This is a genomic window from Curvibacter sp. AEP1-3, from assembly GCF_002163715.1.
Classification (GTDB): domain Bacteria; phylum Pseudomonadota; class Gammaproteobacteria; order Burkholderiales; family Burkholderiaceae_C; genus Allorhodoferax.
The window spans coordinates 4,159,663-4,177,454 of sequence record NZ_CP015698.1 but is presented as its reverse complement, the minus strand read 5'-3'; the positions used below and the strand labels follow the sequence as shown (position 1 = coordinate 4,177,454).

14 protein-coding genes are annotated in these 17,792 nt (G+C 61.5%); 4 read left to right on the top strand and 10 right to left on the bottom strand.

Annotated elements, in window-relative coordinates; genetic code table 11:
• Positions 1-37: 37 nt before the first annotated feature.
• From AEP_RS19555 to polA, 8 genes are all read right to left on the bottom strand, one after another.
• The gene (locus AEP_RS19555) at positions 38-1,231 is read right to left on the bottom strand and encodes an efflux RND transporter periplasmic adaptor subunit (RefSeq protein WP_087496940.1); all 1,194 of its coding nucleotides are present in this window, start codon (positions 1,229-1,231) and stop codon (positions 38-40) included.
• An 84-nt stretch (positions 1,232-1,315) separates the two neighbouring features.
• Positions 1,316-2,758 (bottom strand): efflux transporter outer membrane subunit, encoded by a 1,443-nt coding sequence (locus tag AEP_RS19550; RefSeq protein ID WP_087497441.1) that lies wholly within the window; start codon positions 2,756-2,758, stop codon positions 1,316-1,318.
• Positions 2,759-2,763: 5 nt separating this feature from the next.
• A complete protein-coding gene (locus AEP_RS19545) occupies positions 2,764-3,489 on the bottom strand; it encodes a CerR family C-terminal domain-containing protein (RefSeq protein WP_087496939.1) in 726 nt (241 codons plus the stop codon).
• A 67-nt stretch (positions 3,490-3,556) separates the two neighbouring features.
• Positions 3,557-3,955, bottom strand: coding sequence for a hypothetical protein (locus tag AEP_RS19540; RefSeq protein ID WP_087496938.1), 399 nt, complete (start codon positions 3,953-3,955; stop codon positions 3,557-3,559).
• A gap of 14 nt (positions 3,956-3,969) precedes the next feature.
• On the bottom strand, positions 3,970-4,794 hold the full coding sequence (locus tag AEP_RS19535; protein ID WP_087496937.1) for a ZIP family metal transporter: 825 nt from the start codon (positions 4,792-4,794) through the stop codon (positions 3,970-3,972).
• Positions 4,791-5,699 carry a dienelactone hydrolase family protein gene (locus AEP_RS19530; protein WP_087496936.1) on the bottom strand — a complete coding sequence of 303 codons (909 nt, stop codon included), beginning with the start codon at positions 5,697-5,699 and terminating at the stop codon, positions 4,791-4,793. The genes AEP_RS19535 and AEP_RS19530 overlap by 4 nt, the downstream gene beginning before the upstream one ends.
• A gap of 89 nt (positions 5,700-5,788) precedes the next feature.
• The gene (locus AEP_RS19525; protein WP_087496935.1) at positions 5,789-7,588 is read right to left on the bottom strand and encodes a methyl-accepting chemotaxis protein; all 1,800 of its coding nucleotides are present in this window, start codon (positions 7,586-7,588) and stop codon (positions 5,789-5,791) included.
• A 97-nt stretch (positions 7,589-7,685) separates the two neighbouring features.
• A complete protein-coding gene (polA, locus tag AEP_RS19520; RefSeq protein WP_087496934.1) occupies positions 7,686-10,481 on the bottom strand; it encodes a DNA polymerase I in 2,796 nt (931 codons plus the stop codon).
• A gap of 143 nt (positions 10,482-10,624) precedes the next feature.
• Here polA and AEP_RS19515 point away from each other — a divergent pair, with 143 nt between their 5' ends.
• The 3 genes from AEP_RS19515 to AEP_RS19505 are packed head-to-tail and all read left to right on the top strand — an operon-like array spanning position 10,625 to position 13,154.
• Complete coding sequence (locus tag AEP_RS19515) at positions 10,625-11,620, top strand: homoserine kinase (protein ID WP_087497440.1); 996 nt, start codon at positions 10,625-10,627, stop codon at positions 11,618-11,620.
• Positions 11,617-12,396 carry a BPSS1780 family membrane protein gene (locus AEP_RS19510; RefSeq protein ID WP_087496933.1) on the top strand — a complete coding sequence of 260 codons (780 nt, stop codon included), beginning with the start codon at positions 11,617-11,619 and terminating at the stop codon, positions 12,394-12,396. Before AEP_RS19515 ends, AEP_RS19510 begins: the two co-directional genes overlap by 4 nt.
• Complete coding sequence (locus AEP_RS19505; protein ID WP_087496932.1) at positions 12,393-13,154, top strand: iron dicitrate transport regulator FecR; 762 nt, start codon at positions 12,393-12,395, stop codon at positions 13,152-13,154. Before AEP_RS19510 ends, AEP_RS19505 begins: the two co-directional genes overlap by 4 nt.
• Before the next feature lie 22 nt (positions 13,155-13,176).
• On the opposite strand, the gene AEP_RS19500 is transcribed toward AEP_RS19505, so the two are convergent.
• Entirely contained in the window at positions 13,177-13,635 is a 459-nt protein-coding gene (locus tag AEP_RS19500) for a tetratricopeptide repeat protein (RefSeq protein WP_087496931.1), read from the bottom strand.
• 154 nt (positions 13,636-13,789) lie between these two features.
• Between AEP_RS19500 and AEP_RS19495 the strand changes: the two genes are divergently transcribed.
• The gene (locus AEP_RS19495; protein ID WP_087496930.1) at positions 13,790-15,718 is read left to right on the top strand and encodes a PhoX family protein; all 1,929 of its coding nucleotides are present in this window, start codon (positions 13,790-13,792) and stop codon (positions 15,716-15,718) included.
• A gap of 125 nt (positions 15,719-15,843) precedes the next feature.
• Here the strand turns inward: AEP_RS19495 and AEP_RS19490 are convergent, their stop codons facing one another.
• Entirely contained in the window at positions 15,844-17,772 is a 1,929-nt protein-coding gene (locus AEP_RS19490) for a serine/threonine protein kinase (protein WP_087496929.1), read from the bottom strand.
• Positions 17,773-17,792: the final 20 nt, after the last annotated feature.

The window sequence follows — 17,792 nt, the reverse complement described above, 5'->3', positions numbered from 1 at the left end:
AACGCATGTGAATGTGGGGGCTCATGTGCTTTGCTCCTTATTTCGTAGCTGCTTGCGCAGGTGCTACGGGCGCTGCAGCCGCTTTTGGCTTGGAATCTGCAGCGTCCACCACCTTCACGGTGTCGCCTTCACTCAGGAAACTGCCGCCGCTCGCCACCAGCTTGTCTTCAGGCTTCACACCGCTTTGGATTTCGATTTGCTCTCCCACCACGCGGCCGGTCTGCACCTTAAGTTGGCTGACTTTGCTGTCAGTGCCCACGCGGTACACGTAGCTGAAACCGTCGCGAACGACGACTGCGGTTTGTGGCACCGTCAATGCGCCGGTGCTGCCCAACTCAAACTCACCACGGGCATACATGCCGGGCTTGAATGCGCCACCTAGCGACTGGCCGGCCGTCGACGCAGCCAACAAGTCCACATACACTAGGCCGTTGCGGGTAGCAGCATCCACGGTAGGCGCCAACATGCGCACCTTGCCCTTGGCCTGCACGCCACCGGGCGAGGTGACCAGCACCGTCATGCCGGGTTTGATGCGGGCAAACTCCGCCGAGGTCACTTCACCCCGCCACTCCAGCCGCCCTTGGCGAATGAGCTTGAACATCTCGGTGCCCGCCCCCACCACTGACCCCACACTGGCGCTGCGGGCAGAGATGATGCCGCTGTCGGGCGCGAGCAATTGGGTTTGCTTCAGGCGCAGCAACTGGGCGTCCAGTTGAGCTTGGGCAGACGCCACGCGCGCTTTGGCGGTGGCTTCTTGCGTGAGGTACTGGTTGATCTGCTGGGCGCTGATGGCGCCGGTGCCCTGTACCGCACGCGCGCGATCGCCGTTGGCCAGCGCTTCCGCCGCATTGGCCTGCGCTTCGTTGAGGCTGGCGCGTGCCAGCGCCACATCGGCTTGCACGCTTTCAGACGCAAAGGTCGCCAGCACCTGGCCGCGCTTCACGCTGTCGCCCACACCCGCGTGTAGCTCAGCCACGCGCAGGCCGCTGGCCTCTGAGCCCACACTGGCTTCTTGCCAGGCGGCGACACCGCCATTGGCCGACAGCTTGACGGGCAGCTGGCTGTTCTTGGCCTGCACCGTGGACACGGTCAGCGCGGCTTTGGGCGCAGCAGCGGCCTTGGGGGCATCGGCCGCCTGCGTGCGGGTGGCAAACAGGCCGAGGCCGGCAAGGGTCAGCACACTGGCGGTCAGGAGACTCAGGGTCAGGGGCTTGAAGTGAAATTGGTTCATGGCTTTGCTCTCAAAGAGGTGACAACAAAAATTCGGGGAATGGTGCGGGAGGTATGCGGGAGTTGTGCGCGACTTATGAGGGAGTTAGGGGCGTGGCTGATCGGCGACGCTTGAGGTGATGTCCGCGTTTAGGCGGTCTGGCTCGAAGCCGCCACCCAAAGCGCGGTAGAGCGACACCCAAGCGCGGTTGCGCTCCAGCCCTAGCGAGAGCTGGGCAGACTCCGCAGCCAACGCATTGCGGCGTGCGTCTTCCAGCTCCACCAAACTGGCCAAGCCTTGGCCGTAGCGGGCCTGGGTGGCTGCGAGCGACTCGGCATAGCCTGCGGTGGCCACAGCGGCATCCTGCTTGCGGGCATCGGTGCTTTGCAGGTTGACCAGTGCTTCTTCTACTTCGCGCACAGCCTGGCGCACCTTGCCGCGGTAGACCGACACGCTTTGCGCATAGGCCGCCTCGGCAGACACCACATTGGCCTTGCGCTGGCCGCCGTCAAACAGTGGCAATGTGACAGCCAAGGGGCCAAAGGACCAGGTATCCAGATTCGTCTCGCGCCCCATGCTGCTGTAGCGCAGCGCACCCACCGAACCGCTCAGGGTCAGGCGCGGGTAGCGCTGGGCTTTGGCACTGCCCACCTGGGCGCTGGCGACGATCACGTCGCGCTCTGCGGCAAACACATCGGGACGTTGGGTCAGGGTTTGTGCGGGCACGCTTGCTATGGAAACAGGAGCTGCTTGCGCACGCTCCATGGGCGCTGCAGCCAGTTTTTGTCGGAGATCCTGCTCAGGCAAGCCCGTCAGGGCCACCAGGGCTTTCACATCCAAGTCGCAGGCAGCCTGTTGTTGGGTCACGCGGCTGCTGCCATCGGCAGCGCTGGCGCGGGCCAAGGCGGCTACCGAAGGTGCCGCAAAACCGGCTTTGGCATTGAGCTCGGTCAGACGTGCGGTTTCTTGGCGGGATGCTGCGTCTTTGCGCGCCACACCGAGCAACTGGGTGCAGGTGGCGTAGCTGTAATAAGTGGTGGCCACTTCGGCGGCGACTGACACACGGGCGTCGTGCCACTGGGCCTGCGTACCCTGAAACTGCGCGTCCGCCGCATTGCTGACAGCGCGGTTGGCGCCCACCAGATCGAGCTCCCAGCTGGCTTGCAGACCTACCGATTGGGTGGTGGCCACCGGCACATCGGGCTGGCTCACGCCACGGCTGGCGCTGACGCTCGCATCCAGCTTGGGCAGCAAAGCCGCATTGGCGGTGGTGCGCTGCGCGCGGGCGGACTCTACCCTCGCCAGTGCCTGGGCCACATTGGGGCTGACGGCTTGTGCGGCATCGATCAGTTCCACCAACAGCGGATCGCCCTGCTTCTGCCACCACTGGGCCAGCGAGCCTACCGCCCCTTGGTGGGGCAGAGGAGCCTGCCATTGCAAGGCAGGAGCAGCATCGACTTTGGCGGGTGGCATGACGATGGCACATCCGCTCAACATGAGTGTGAGCACCAGTGCCACATAAGCAGGCTTGGGGGTTCGTAAATGCATGGGGTTCATGGGGCTTGAAGTGAGATGAATTCAGAGGAATGGGCGGGAGCCGGAGCTTTGGCGCGGCGTCGCAGCGCTTCGGCGTCCACCAGCACCAGGGCATAGGACACCAGACGGTCCAGATACGCATCCAGCGCCTGCGGCGTATTCACCAGGCCGGGGCGGATCTGGGTGTACAGGTCGTTGCCCACATGGAGCATGACGCCCAGGCCACTGATGGTGAAGGCGAGCCGGTGGATATCGTCATCCGCTTCAGCGAGCCCGACATGGCGGCAGAGCCCGCGGGTCAGGGCCATGTGGGCGGGGGCAATATTGGTGTCAATCTCTTGTTGCCAGGCGCCGGTAGGCTCCAGCATTTCGCGAAAGCAGAGCTTCATGTACTGCTGCTGGGTGACATGGCCCTGCTTGAGCGGCTCCAAAAAGCTGGACAACAAACCGCGGATCGCCTGTTCCAGCGACACATCGGTGCCCTCCAGTGCTTCGGGGGGCAAAGGCGGATTGGTGCGTGGGTCGGAAAACACGGCGCGGTACAGACCGGCCTTGTCACCGAAGTAGTAGCTGATGGACGCCACATTGGCCTGCGCAGCTAGGGCAATTTCGCGGATGGAGGTCTTGGCAAAACCCTGCTCCGCAAACAGTTGCAACGCAGCATCCAACAGGCGGTTGCGCGCTTCTACCCCATCACTGCGCGTGGGTTTGGCGGAAACGGACTCAGGCAAAGGAATCGACATAGGTGCCGATTCTAAGCATATAAATCAAACGTTTGATTAAATTATGATGACAAGCAGGGTTTTTCGCTCAGCAAAACAAGGATTCGCGGAAAACGCCCCCTGTCTGCAAATGGCACTCCATCGCTTGCGCCTGCAACACCACCACACCGGATTGCGCGGGCTCAAGCTCCAAGGAAAGTGGCATCTCCCACCGGGACGGCACGGACATTCGGAGTTGTGGCGATTGACCCTGCACGCGCAAACTGCCAGCCCGCACGCGCCCGAACAAGGTGGTGGTTGCAGCAGGCGTACAGCGCTGGAGTACCAGCTCCACTCCCTGCAAGAACCCGTTTACCGGCGTATCGCCAGGTACCTGCCGGGTCGCAGAAACGGCTGAAAAGATCACATGAAGATCGTCACCACGCCAAAGGGTTTGGCGGATTTCGGAGTCCGCGAACTCCATCTCAAACTCAGCCTGAGCGTCCATGGGTCAGGACGGACTTAGTGAGCGTGCGCTATGCTGCTGACGAGCGCGACCATTCCGATGCCCACACCCAACCACGCAATTTGTGCCGCAGTTTCCCGTGCGGTGAGCCGTTTTTGAAGCTGGGGAATCAAGTCCGCCAGCGCGACATAAATGAAGCTGCTGGACGCCACCGCCAGGAAATATGGAAGGTAGTCTTGCAGCTGGTCGACCAGCCAGTAACCGGTGATACCGCCCAACGCGGTCACTGCACCTGCCAGCGTGACCTTGATCAGGGCTGCCCTCTTGTTGCTGGAGCCTGCCCGCAGGACCATCAGGTCGCCCATATGGTGCGGCACTTCGTGGGCCAGCACCGCCAAGGCGGCAATAGCACCCAAGCGCAAATCTGCCACAAAGGCCGAGGCAATCAACACACCGTCTCCGAAGCAATGCACGCTGTCGCCGGTAAGCACCGCCCAACTGCCCGCGGGCTTGTCCGCGCCATGGCTGTGCCCGTGATGGTGGCCATGGTGAGCATGTCCGTGATCGTCATGCGCCTCGTGCCCATGCGCCGCAGGGCCGTGGTGGTGCTCGTGGCCGTGGTGCCAGAGCTCGGCTTTGTCCAGGAGAAAGAAAAAGACCAGCCCGACCAGAAGCACCAGAAACAAATCATGCGCGCCGGCCTGGCTTTCAAACGCTTCGGGCAGCAAATGCATGAAGGCGGTAGCCAATAAGGCCCCCGCCGCCAGACTCAACATATGCTGGGTGTAGCGGGCCAAAGCACCGAAACTCAGTGCCGCAGCCAGCCACACACTCCCTATGCCGGCCACGATTGTGCCGGCCACTATCGCCAGAAGAATCAAACAACGCCCTTTGCTTTGAACCAGGCCAATGCGCGCTTGAAGCCGTCAGCGGCTTCTTTTTCGCGATAGCTGGGGCGGTAGTCGGCATGGAAGGCGTGGCCTGCATCGGGGTACACCACGAACTGCGACGCCTTGGCAGCCTTGTTGCCTTTTTTGCCGGCTGCAGCCAAGGCCTTCTTCATTTCGTTCACGGTGTCCAACGGAATGCCGTTATCTTTGCCGCCATACAGACCCAAAACCGGTGCGTTCAAAGAGCCGGCAATGTCGACAGGGTTCTTGGGGGTGAGCTCGGAGAGGGTGCCCACCAAACGCCCGTACCATGCCACTCCGGCCTTCACGTCTTTATTGTGCGCAGCGTAGAGCCAGGTGATACGTCCACCCCAGCAGAAGCCTGTGATCGCCAGCTTCTTGAGGTCGCCACCGTTGTCGGCGGCCCAAACCAGGGCGCCATCCAGATCAGCCATGACCTGCTCATCCGGCACCTTGGAGACGACTTCTGCCAGCAACTTGCCGATATCGGTGTACTTGGAAGCATCGCCTTGGCGGGAATACAAGTCTGGGGCGATGGCCAGGTAACCGGCTTTTGCAAAACGGCGGCAGGTGTCAGCGATGTACTCGTGCACGCCGAAGATTTCCTGAACCACCAGGATCACTGGCAGATCGGTGCCGCCAGCGGGTGCTGCGTAGTAGAAAGGAACGGTGTAGCCGTCCACGTCGTAAATCTGCTCACCGGAGATGAGGCCATCGGCGGATGTCTTGATCGCAGTCTGCGCCATGATGGGCATCGCAGTGGCTGCGTAGCCCACGCCGAGCGCGGCCTTCAGGGCGGTGCGGCGTGTGGCACCAGCTTCCGTGCTGCGACCGGGGCGCAGGGAATCCAATTCATTCTTTAAATTTTCCAGCATGCGTGTCTCCATGTTTTAAGAAAACCAATCGCAAGTGTAGGCACTTGCGAGGCAACACGCAGACTACAGGAAAACCAAGGCGACCACTATTAGAACGTTTCCCAATCGTCGTCTCCACCGGCCGGAACAGTGCGGTTTGAGGCGGTGGCGACAGGTTTTTGCAAGCTTGGAACGGGTGCCGGAGCAGGCTTGGGAGCCGATGGCTTGGGCGCAGATGCTTTTGCGGTAGAGGCGCGAGCCTGAGGGCCTGAAGCCTGACCACTGCGGCGCTCAGGCCCCTTGAATGTCGGGCTGGATTTGCCGGAACGCACGGGCACCGAGGCCAGTGGTGTGCCGCCCTGGTTACCCGAGACCTTGAAAACGGCCACGGCTTGTTTCATGCGATCTGCTTGTTCGCGCAGGCTTTCCGCCGCTGCCGCACTCTCTTCCACCAGCGCAGCGTTTTGCTGGGTCATCTGGTCGAGATTGCCAATAGCCTGGTTCACGCCGGCGATACCACTGCTCTGCTCGTTGGCGGCCGAGGTGATTTCACCGATCACATCCGCTACGCGGCGCACTGATTGCACGATCTCTTCCATGGTGGAGCCAGCGTCTGTCACGAGCTGGGTGCCGGACTCCACTTTTTCCACCGAGGTGTTAATCAAGGCCTTGATTTCTTTTGCAGCTTCAGCACTTCGGCCTGCCAGAGAGCGCACTTCAGACGCCACCACCGCGAAGCCGCGGCCTTGCTCACCCGCGCGGGCCGCTTCCACCGCCGCGTTCAGCGCCAGGATGTTGGTCTGGAATGCAATGCCGTCAATCACGCTGATGATGTCGGAGATCTTTTTGCTACTGGCATCAATCTCTTGCATGGTGTGCACCACCTGGCTCACCACCTCGCCACCGCGCTGGGCGACGCTGGAGGCACTGGCCGCCAAGCCACTGGCCTGGCGGGCGCTGTCAGTGCTGTGCTGCACCATCTGGGTAATGCCGTCCATGCTGGAGGCCGTGGCCTGCAGGTTGCCGGAAGTCTGTTCGGTGCGCTGCGCCAAGTCGTTGTTGCCGGTGGCAATTTCAGCACTGGCAATCGCAATGCTGTCGGTACCACCACGGATCTCGGACACCATGCGTCCGAGGGAAATGTTCATCGCTTCCAGGGAATGCAACAGCTGACCGAATTCGTCAGTGCGGTCGGAATGCACCGAATGTGTCAGATCGCCCTCAGCGATGCGCGCAGCCAGGTCATTGGCCATATTGAGAGGCTCGCGGATGGAACGCACCAGCCAAGTCGTACCTGCAAAGATGGCTGCCACGATCACGGCCAGACTCACCAGAATGCCAGTGGTATTGGTCGCCCGCTTGGCCTCGATTTCCACCTGCAACTTTGCCGTCTGTTCTTTTTGAAGTTCAATGAATCGCTGCTGCTCAGCCAAATACACCTTCAAGGCGGGTTCGTACTCGGTGGTGAAGGCCTGCATGGCTTCTGCATCCTGCCCGGCTTTCTTAAGGTCACGTGCCTTGCCGCGAGAAGATAGAACCAACTTGCGTGCGTCTGCCACTTTCTTCAGCTGGGCTTTGTCTTCCTCGGTCTGGGCCATGCCCTCGATCTTGGTTTGCAGTTCCGTGATCTGGTTGGAAGTGGCCGTCACCACATCCTTGAATGCGTCATTCAACGCATTGCCGGAACTCAAAAGAATGGCCGTATTGCGAGCCGAGTTCGTGGAGGTCAAACCGTTCCACTCCGTAGCGATTTGCACCAAATCCTGCGCTATGGCCTGCTTTTGGCGACCTTCACTCAAAATCGCAGAACTGCGCATGAGCCCGATCACGGCGACCATACAAATGGCCACGATGATCAACACGATGAAAGACCAGAGCTTGGTCGCGATTTTGATTCCGCTGAGTCCCATACGACGCCCCTGTTTAATTAATTAGCTCAATTATCCACAAAATTTTCACACTTTCAACAAATTTTAAACAAAAGTGTGTTCCCAGCCATACTCGGCGTTAATGGGCCTTGTCCCAATTAGGACCTACCCCTACTTCCGCCAACAAAGGTACCTTGAGCTCTGCGACGCCGGCCATTAGGCTTGGGATCTCGGTTCGCACCCAATCCACCTCGTCTTGCGGAACCTCAAAGACCAGTTCGTCATGTACCTGCATGATCATCTTGGTGGACTTATTCTGCGCATCCAGTACCTGCTGCACTTTGATCATGCTCAACTTGATCAAATCTGCCGCGGTGCCCTGCATCGGTGCGTTGATGGCCGCACGCTCCAGCCCCGCCAGCTGCGCGCCCTTCGCGTTCTTGATACCCGCGAGTTGCAGCCGGCGGCCGAACACGGTTTCCACATAACCCTGGCGCTTGGCCAGTTCGCGGGTGGACTCCATGTAGGCCTTCACACCGGGGTAGCGCTCAAAGTAGCGCTGGATGTAGTTTTTGGCAGCTGTGTTGTCGATACCCAAATTGCGCGCCAAGCCGAAGGCGCTCATGCCATAAATCAGCCCGAAGTTAATCACCTTGGCATAGCGGCGCTGCTCGCTGCTCACCTGGTCCACTGGCACGCCAAAAACCTCGGCCGCCGTGGCACGGTGCACGTCCAGTCCGTCATGGAAGGCGCGCAAAAGCGCCGGGTCGTCACTGATGTGCGCCATGATGCGCAGTTCAATCTGGCTGTAATCAGCACTGGCAATCACGCAACCGGGCGCAGCCACAAAGGCTTCACGTACACGGCGGCCCACCGCGGTGCGGATCGGAATGTTCTGCAAGTTGGGGTCGTTGCTGCTCAAGCGCCCGGTCACCGCCACGGCTTGCGCGTAGTGCGTGTGCACACGGCCGGTGCGGGGCAGTGCCAGCTGCGCCAACTTGTCGGTGTAAGTGCCCTTGAGCTTGGCAAGGCCGCGGTGCTCCAGCAGCTTGGCCGGTAGCGGATAGTCTTCCGCCAGTTTTTCCAGGACTTCTTCATCGGTACTGCGCGCACCGGTGGCGGTTTTCTTCACCACCGGCATGCCCAACTTGTCAAAGAAGATTTCGCCCAGCTGCTTGGGGCTGCTCAAGTTGAAAGGCTGGCCGGCAATTTCATAGGCCTCGGTTTCCAGTTGCAGGATGCGCTGGCCCAGTTCGTGGCTTTGGGCCGCCAGCGTGGGTGCGTCGATAAGTACCCCATTACGCTCAATGCGGTACAGCGCTTCGCTGCTGGCGATCTCCAGCTCGTAAATGAACTTCAGCTTGTCGTTGGCCTCGATCTGCGGCCAGAGTGTCAAATGCACATCCAGCGTCTGGTCGGAGTCTTCACAGGCGTATTCGGCAGCTTTGACAATGTCCACTTGGTCAAAGCTGATCTGGTTCACACCTTTGCCGCAGAGGTCTTCAAAGCTGATGCCGCTGCGCCCCAGGTGGCGCTCGGCGAGGCTCGCCAAGCCGTGTGGCTTGTCGGCTTCGAGCACATAGCTCTGCAGCATGGTGTCGTGGGCGTAGCCCTGCACTTCGATGCCATGGTTGGCAAACACATGGCGGTCGTACTTGATGTGCTGACCCAGCTTTAAGGCTTGCGGGTTCTCCAGCCAAGGCTTGAGCTTGGCCAGCACCACGTCGCGGTCCAACTGCTCAGGCGCGCCGGGGTAACGGTGCGCCACCGGGATGTAAGCGCCTTTGCCCGGCTCGGTGCTGAAACTGATACCGACGATCTCGGCACGCATTTCATCCAGCGAGGTGGTCTCGGTATCCAAAGCAGTCAGCGGGGCCGCTTGAATGCGCTCTATCAGGGCGTCCAGTGCCTCGAAAGAAAAGATGGTTTCGTATTCCACCGTGCTCACGCGCGATGCAGGCGCAGCCGCTTCACCGGCTGGCTCATCAAACAAGCCCGGCTCGGCTGTGCGCGCAGAGGGCGCAGGAGCGGCAGCCGAAGTTTCAGCGCCACCTACGGACTTCGCCAGCCCCTTGAAGCCGTATTTCTCATAAAAAGCACGCAGAGCGCCCGTATCCTGTGCGCCAGCAGCTATCGAATCCATAGCAGGCAAGCCATCAACCCAACCCGTGAGGTCGCAGTCGGTCTTGATAGTCAGCAGCGTGCGGCCGGTGGGCAACCAGTCCAGCGCCTTGCGCAGGTTCTCGCCCACGACACCGCCGATGTTGGCGGCGTTGTCCACCACGCCTTGCAGCGAGCCGTACTGCTGCAGCCACTTTACCGCCGTCTTGGGGCCGACCTTGGCCACGCCGGGTACGTTGTCCACCGTGTCGCCCACCAGGGTCTGGTAGTCCAGCATCAGGCGGGCGGGCACGCCGAACTCGGCCTCCACTCCGGCCAAGTCGCGGCGCTTGCCGTTCATGGTGTCAATGATGGTGATGTGCTCGTTCACCAACTGCGCCAAATCCTTGTCGCCGCTGCTCACAATCACCTCAATGCCTTGCGAGGCGGCGGTGGCAGCCAGCGTGCCAATCACGTCATCAGCTTCCACACCGGGCACGTCCAGCACCTTCCAGCCCAGCAGGCGCACGATTTCGTGGATGGGCGCGATCTGGCTGCGCAGATCGTCGGGCATCGGGTCGCGGTGGGCTTTGTACTCGGGGTAAATCTCGTCGCGGAAGGTCGGGCCTTTGGCATCGAACACGCAGGCCACATAGTCGGCCGGGTATTCCTTGCGCAGGCTGTTCATCATGTTGATCATGATTCGCACCGCACCGGTTTTCTGAACAGTGCCGTCCGGCAGCGTCACGCTCATGTTGTCCCCGCCGGCAAAAAAGGCGCGATACAAATAGCTGGAGCCATCCACCAGCAGCAGGGTTTTCTTGGATTCTGTCATGAACGGTATTGTGCCCCCACGCTCCACCGCTGCGCGGGTCGCTGCCCCCTCAAGGGGCTAATTCGTCTTGGGGCGGCCCGGCGACGAATTGCTATCCCATGTTGCGCCACTTTGCCGGTCATTGCCCCACCTACAATTGCGCCATGGCGGTTTACACAGAGGTCTCGCTCGACGAGGCCAGCACTTTTCTTTCCTCCCTGCAATTGGGCACTCTCCAAACCATGGAGGGCTGCTCCGGTGGCATTGAGAACACCAACTATTTCGTCACCACCGACCAGGCGCCCTATGTGCTGACCCTGTTCGAACGGCTGACAGCGCAGCAGTTGCCGTTTTACCTGCGGCTGATGAAGCACCTGGCGTTCCATGGCATCCCCGTACCGGACCCGGCCGCCAACCGCGATGGCGATGTGTTGCACAGCCTGAACGGTAAACCTGCCGCCGTGGTGAACCGCCTGAAAGGCAAAAGCGAATTGAGCCCCGGCGTGGAACACTGTCGCCAAGTCGGCGCCATGCTGGCGCGCATGCACCTGGCCGGCCGGGAATTCGGCATGCAACAGCCCAACCTGCGGGCGCTCCCCTGGTGGAACGAAACCGTGCCCGTCGTGCTCCCCCACCTGGAAGCAGCTCAAGCTGCACTCATCCAGAGCGAACTGGCTTACCAGAACCATGTGGCCGCGCAAAGTGCCTATGCCGCCCTGCCCCGCGGCGCCATCCACGCAGATTTGTTCCGCGACAACGTGATGTTTGAGACCCTAGACGGCGAACCCCGCCTAAGCGGCTTCTTTGACTTTTACTTTGCCGGCACCGACACGTGGTTGTTTGACTTGGCCGTCTGCCTCAACGACTGGTGCATAGACCTGCCCACCGGCCGCGCCGACCTGGAGCGCAGCCGCGCCTTCGTGCAAGCGTATGAGAGCGTGCGCCCCTTGAGCGCCCAGGAACGCGAGCTGCTTCCGGCCATGTTGCGGGCCGGAGCTTTGCGTTTCTGGCTCTCCCGCTTGTGGGACTGGTACCTGCCGCGGGAAGCCTCCATGCTCAAACCCCACGATCCCACGCACTTTGAACGGGTGCTCCAGCAGCGCATCGCGCATCCGCTCACACTGGACACCCTGATGAACCCGGAAACCCAGACCGCATGAAACTCCAGATCGTTCCCGCCCGCCAAGGTGTTGTGTGGTTTCAGCAAGGTGTGCGCACCTTCATGAAACAGCCACTGGCATTCACAGGCCTGTTTTTCATGTTCATGGCCGCCATTTCGCTGCTCAGCCTGTTGCCGGTGATCGGCACGCCAATTGCGCTGGCCCTGCTGCCGGCAGCCACTCTGGGCCTGATGGCCGCGACAGAGATTGCAGACAAAGGCCAGTTCCCCATGCCGCAAGTGCTCATTGCGGGTTTCCGAGCGGGCAAAGAACGACTGCAGTCCATGGTAGTGCTCGGTGTGCTTTATGCGGTGGGCTTCATTTTGCTCATGGGCATCTCTGCCACGATTGACGGCGGCCAGTTCGCCCGTGTGTATTTGCTGGGCGGCGAGCTCACCCCTGAGGTGGTGCTGCAAGGTGACTTCCAGACCGCGGCGCTGGTGGCCATGGTGCTCTACCTGCCGCTCTCACTGCTGTTCTGGCATGCCCCCGCACTCGTGCACTGGCATGGCATCAGCCCGGTCAAGAGCCTGTTCTTTAGCGCAGTAGCCTGCCTGCGCAACTTCTGGGCCTTCACCGTGTTTGGCATGGTATGGATGGCCGCTTTCCTTGGCGTAGCCACCGGGGTTGCCATCGTGGTCAGTTTGCTGGGTAATGTGGAATTGATCAACGCCATCCTTTTCCCGGTGGGTCTGGCCATGGCCGCCATGTTTTTCACGTCGTTCTATTTCACTTACCGGGACTGTTTTGACACGCCCACAGAGGAAACACCATGACACAGCACACCCTCCAAGGCCGCAGTGATGCGGAAGTCACCTGGTTCCAGCGCCGCAGCTTTCTGCAGGCAGCTGCCGCTTGGACTGCCATGGGGGGCGCTGCGGCAGCCCACGCGCAAAGCCGCAGCAACATCGTCCAACTGGTGGGCGACGCCTTGCTCAATGGCAGTCGTCTGCGGCCGGAGCAAGCGATCCAGAGTGGTGACCAGATCACCACAGGGCCCGCATCGAACCTGATTTTTGTGATCGGCAACTCCTCCTTCCATGTGCGCCAGAACAGCACACTCACCGTGGAACGCGGAGCCACTTTGAGTACGGTGGGCATGTTGCGCCTGCTCACGGGTGCTGTGATCAGCGTGTGGGGCAGAGGGAATGCGCGCAGCATCGTGACCCCTACTGTCACTGCGGGTATCCGTGGCACCGGCGTGTACACCGAAGTGTTTGCCGACCAGGACAACCGCAGCTATTTTTGCAATTGCTACGGCACCGTAGACATGGCTGCGGGGCGGGACCGGCTGGTCAGCCGCTCGGACTACCACCAGGCTTTCTGGGGCGAAGTGCAGCCCAAAGACGGACGTTTGCTCACCCCTGCCAAGGCCATCAACCACACCGACGAAGAGCTGGAATACCTGGCCAAGCTGGTGGACCAGCAAACCGCCTGGCAGCGCCTTGGCAAAAAAGGCGTGAAGGACGGCAAGGGCTATATGGACGACAAGCCCGGCCAGATGCATCCGGCTGCGGTCAACCCAGGCGCATGAGCGCGACCCTCAGCCTGCCCGATCAGGGGTTGGCATTGCGGTAAGCGGCCAAGGCCTTGGAAAGGTCCTGGTATTCCTCGCACTGGCGGTTGCCGCAGATTTTTTCCAAACTCGCCAGATGCTGCTCCGCCAGCTCGGGCTTGCGGTCCATGAGATACGCCTCACCGATGTACTCGTGCGCCCCTTTGTGCTGGGGATTGAGCTTGAGAGCCGTCTTGTAGTGCTCAAACGCTTGCGCAAGATCAGGCTTGTCTTGCTTGCGGAAAGTATAGGCCAGAAGATTGTGGGCATCAGCATTGCCCGGCTCATCGCGCAGCACCAGCTTCAGGTCGTATTGCGCTCGGCTCCAGCCTTTGCGGGCAATGGCTTCCCGGGCCGTGGCCATGCGCTCGCTCACGGTGGGCGCTGTGATGGTCGGGGTATCGGCGGCATACAACGGGGCAGCAAGGCTCAGGGCCAGAACCAACAAGACTGTTTTCATCAAGGTCTCCTTCAAGGGTGAAGGCAGATTACCGGATTCCTGCCAACGTTGCCGGTCAAGGGTTTGTCACTCTACTGTCACATCCAACAGATACAAACCTGCCTGCAACCTGCCGCCCGGCAGAGCCGTTTTCTCCATTTACTGAGCAAGCACCATGGCAAAAGATTTTTCCTTGATGGAAGACAGCAACCGCTCTTCCAACCCCAGCATTCACGAAGTGTCTGACCCCGCACGCCGCACCATCCTGCGCGGTGGTTTGGGCGCTTTGGCAGGCAGCTTCTTCGCGCCTTTGAGCGCCATCGGCGGTGCTGCAGCACTGACCGGATGCGCGACTACCGGCATGGCCGGCGGTGCGTTGCTCGGCTTCAAGAGCGTGGCTGTGTCTACCGCCGACACCGTCTCCGTTCCTGAAGGCTACACCGTGCAAGTGATTGCGCCCTGGGGTGACCCCGTGGGTATGTCCGGCGAAAACACTGCGTTCAAGGACGATGCCAGCAATACCGCTGCCCATCAGGAAACCCAGTTCGGCATGAACCACGACGGTATCCATTACTTCGCACAGGAAGGCTCCAAGAGCGGCCTGCTGGCCATGAACCACGAGTATGTGGATCACGGCCTGCTGTTCACCGACGGCACCGACAACTGGAACCTGGAAAAAGTGCGCAAGTCCCAGGCCGCCCATGGCGTGTCGATTTTTGAAGTGGAAGAAAAAGGCGGCAAGTGGGAAGTGGTCAAGCCCTCTCCCTGGGCACGCCGTATCACCGCCAACACCCGCATGGAACTCAGCGGCCCTGCAGCCGGTCACGCCATGCTCAAGACAGCGGCAGACCCCTCCGGTCGTGTGGTGCTGGGCACCATCAACAACTGCGCCAGCGGCATCACGCCTTGGGGCACTTACCTCACCTCGGAAGAAAACTTCATCAACTATTTCAGCGGCGGCGACAGCCTCACTGAACACGACAAGCGCTGGGGTCTGAAGAAAGGTGGCGGCGGCTACAACTGGCACCAGCACGACGCCCGCTTTGATGCCACCAAGACTCCCAACGAACCCAACCGCTTCGGCTGGATCGTGGAAATCGACCCCTACAACCCCAGCTCCACCCCCATGAAGCGCACTGCTATGGGCCGCGCAGCCCACGAAGGCGCCACCGTAGCTGTCACCAAGGACAACCGTGCTGTGGTGTACATGGGTGAAGACTCCCGCTTTGAGTACATCTACAAGTTCGTCAGCCGCGACGCCATCAAACCCGGCGGCGCTGCTGCCAACGCCACCCTGCTCGACCACGGCACCTTGTACGTGGCCAAGTTCAATGCAGACGGCAAGGGCCAGTGGATTGCTTTGACCCACGGCCAAGGCCCGTTGACAGCTGCCAACGGCTTTGCCGACCAGGGCGAAGTGCTGATCAAGGCGCGCCAAGCCAGCGACCTTTTGGGCGCTACCAAGATGGACCGCCCCGAATGGATCGCTGTGGACAAGCAAGGCTGGGTCTACACCACTCTGACCAACAACAGCAACCGCGGTGCTGACAAGCAACCCGGCGTCGATGCTGCCAACCCCCGCGTGAACAACACCCAAGGCAACATCATCCGCTGGAAGGAAGACGGCGACTTCGCTGGCACCACGTTCGCCTGGAACCACTTCATCATGGCAGGCGACCCATCCCTGGAACGCGCCGATGCCAAGGGCAACATCAAGGGCGACATGTTCTCCTGCCCGGATGGTTTGTGGGTCGATGGCCGCGGCGTGCTGTGGATCCAGTGCGATATGTCCACCTCCGCCATGGGCAAGGGTGACTTGAAGAACTTCGGCAACAACATGATGCTGGCCGCCGACGTGCGCACTGGCGAAGCCCGCCGCTTCCTGGTGGGACCTGCCGGTTGCGAAATCACCGGCGCTACCGGCACACCGGACGGCAAGACCATGTTCGTCAACATCCAGCACCCCGGTGAGCCTGCCAACGAAGTGAGCGACCCCAAGAACCCGCGCGCCGTGTCTAACTGGCCCGAGAAAAAGGCCAACGGACGCCCACGCTCTGCCACCGTAGTGATCCGCAAGGCCGACGGCGGCGTGATCGGTACCTGATAGTCAACGGTTCCAAGGGAGCCTGAGCTAGCGGACTGCGGCAACGCAGTCCGCTATTTTTTTGATAGCTGCTAGCGCACATTCCACGGGCGCCAGAGGCATATTTCGCCTCATACCGGCAGAACTCAAGTCCCCGCAGGCTTGATCTTCAGGCAGTTGTTCTCGCCAATGCGTGGGGCGCCCACCTTGGCGCGGGCTTCATCGGTGAGTTCGCACGCCACCAAGATGCCGTAATACATGCGGCGCCAGTACACATCGTCGCCCGGCGCATCTTTTTGCAGATTGGCGATGAAGATGGTTTCCACCTGCCGCAGCACGTCCTTACGCTGAGCGGCAGTCCAATCGTTGCGCAAGGGCTGTTCCAGAAACAGGCGCTCCAACTCGGGCACATCGCGACTGTGGCCCCACAAAGTCGGGCTGGAGGCGAGCACCACTTTTTCATTCAGCACCACACGGATCAACATGGCGCGGTAGGTGCACTCACGCTGGTCGGGGTGAAAGGTTTCCACCGTGGCTTTGAGCGTCTTGAGCTGGTTGGCCATCATGGACGGCGACATGTATTTCATGGCTGCCGCGCGCCGCTCCAGCTCGGGTACCGGCATGCGCGTCATGGGCGTGTCGTAGATGGCGAGCTGGGAACATTCGGGCACCTCGCCTTCTGCCGCTGCTGCGGTAGCAGGCTTGGCGGGCAGCACAGCGGCCCCCTTGCCAGAGGCCGGGGTTGCAGGCTGTGCGGGCATCTGCAAGGTCACAGGCGGGGCAGCCGGGGCCGGCGGGGCCGAGGCACCGCCCTTGGCGGGCACGACGGGCCGGGTGGCTGCAGGCACTGCATCCGGCGGCTCTGGAACCGGCCGGGTCACGGTGGGCGTGCTGGCGGCCAGTCCGGGTGGCAGGGCCATGCTGCCATCCGGCAGGCGCTGCCCTTTGGCAGGCATTGCAGATTTGCGCTGGTCCAGAGCCACCCACAAGGCAGCCCCCGCCAACGCAAGCGCCAGCCCTCCCACCGCCATGGCAACCCATGCGCTGGCACGGATTTGCAAAAAGGTTTTGCGGCCGGGCCGGGGCAGTTGTACCGGGTCGCGCTGCGAGGCACCTCCGGGTGTGCCGCCGTTCAGGCCACCCGACAGCGTTGGGTTGGCGCGGGCGCGCCGCACCACCGGCACAGGCACACCCCACCACTGCGGCACTTGCAGGGCTTTGAGTGCTTCCACCAAGGCTTGCGCACTTGCAAAGCGTTCTGAAGGCTCTTTGGCACAGGCCTGCGCGATCACGGCGTCCAGCTCGGGGTAGTCGCGCAGGGGCTGCACCTCCACCACGGCGGGCACCGGGTCGTTGAGTTGTGCCCACATGAGTTGCGAAGTAGTCTCGCGGGTGAAAGCTTCGCGCCCGGTGACTGCCTCAAACAGCACCAGCCCCAGGGCATAAATGTCGGTGCGCGCATCGATGGTGCCGGCCGCGATCTGCTCCGGCGCCATGTAGCGCGGGGTGCCAGCCACACCGCCCTCGATGGTGAGCTTGGTGCCCACCTCGTCCACCAGCCTCGCAATGCCGAAATCCAGCACCTTCACATGCAGACCCGCCAGGTCGCGCCGCACCCGGATGTTCTCGGGCTTGATGTCGCGATGCACCACGCCCTTGGCATGAGCAAAGGCCAGCACTTCGGCCACCTTGCAGGTCAAGGCAGTAGCGTCTTCAAACGACAGCGCGCCTTCGCGGTCCAGCAAGGCCGAGAGGTCTTCACCCTCCACATACTCAAAGGCCAGATACAGCTGCCCGTCGCTGTCCACACCCGAGTCCAGCAATTGGGCTGCGCCGGGGTGGCGCACCTCCAGGCTGAGGGCCGCTTCGCGCTCAAAGCGGCGGCGCAGTTGGGCATCGTCGGACAGGTGCGCCGGCAAGAACTTGAGGGCGACCTGGTTGCCCACACCGATCTGCTTGGCCAGATACACCGCGCCCATGCCGCCGCTGCCGATTTTGCGCAGCACCTGGTAGCGGCCCGCCACCACCTGCAGAGAGGGGCGGGACGAAGCGGCTGCGCCTGCGGGGTCAGTCATGGGGCTAGGTCAGCGCGTGG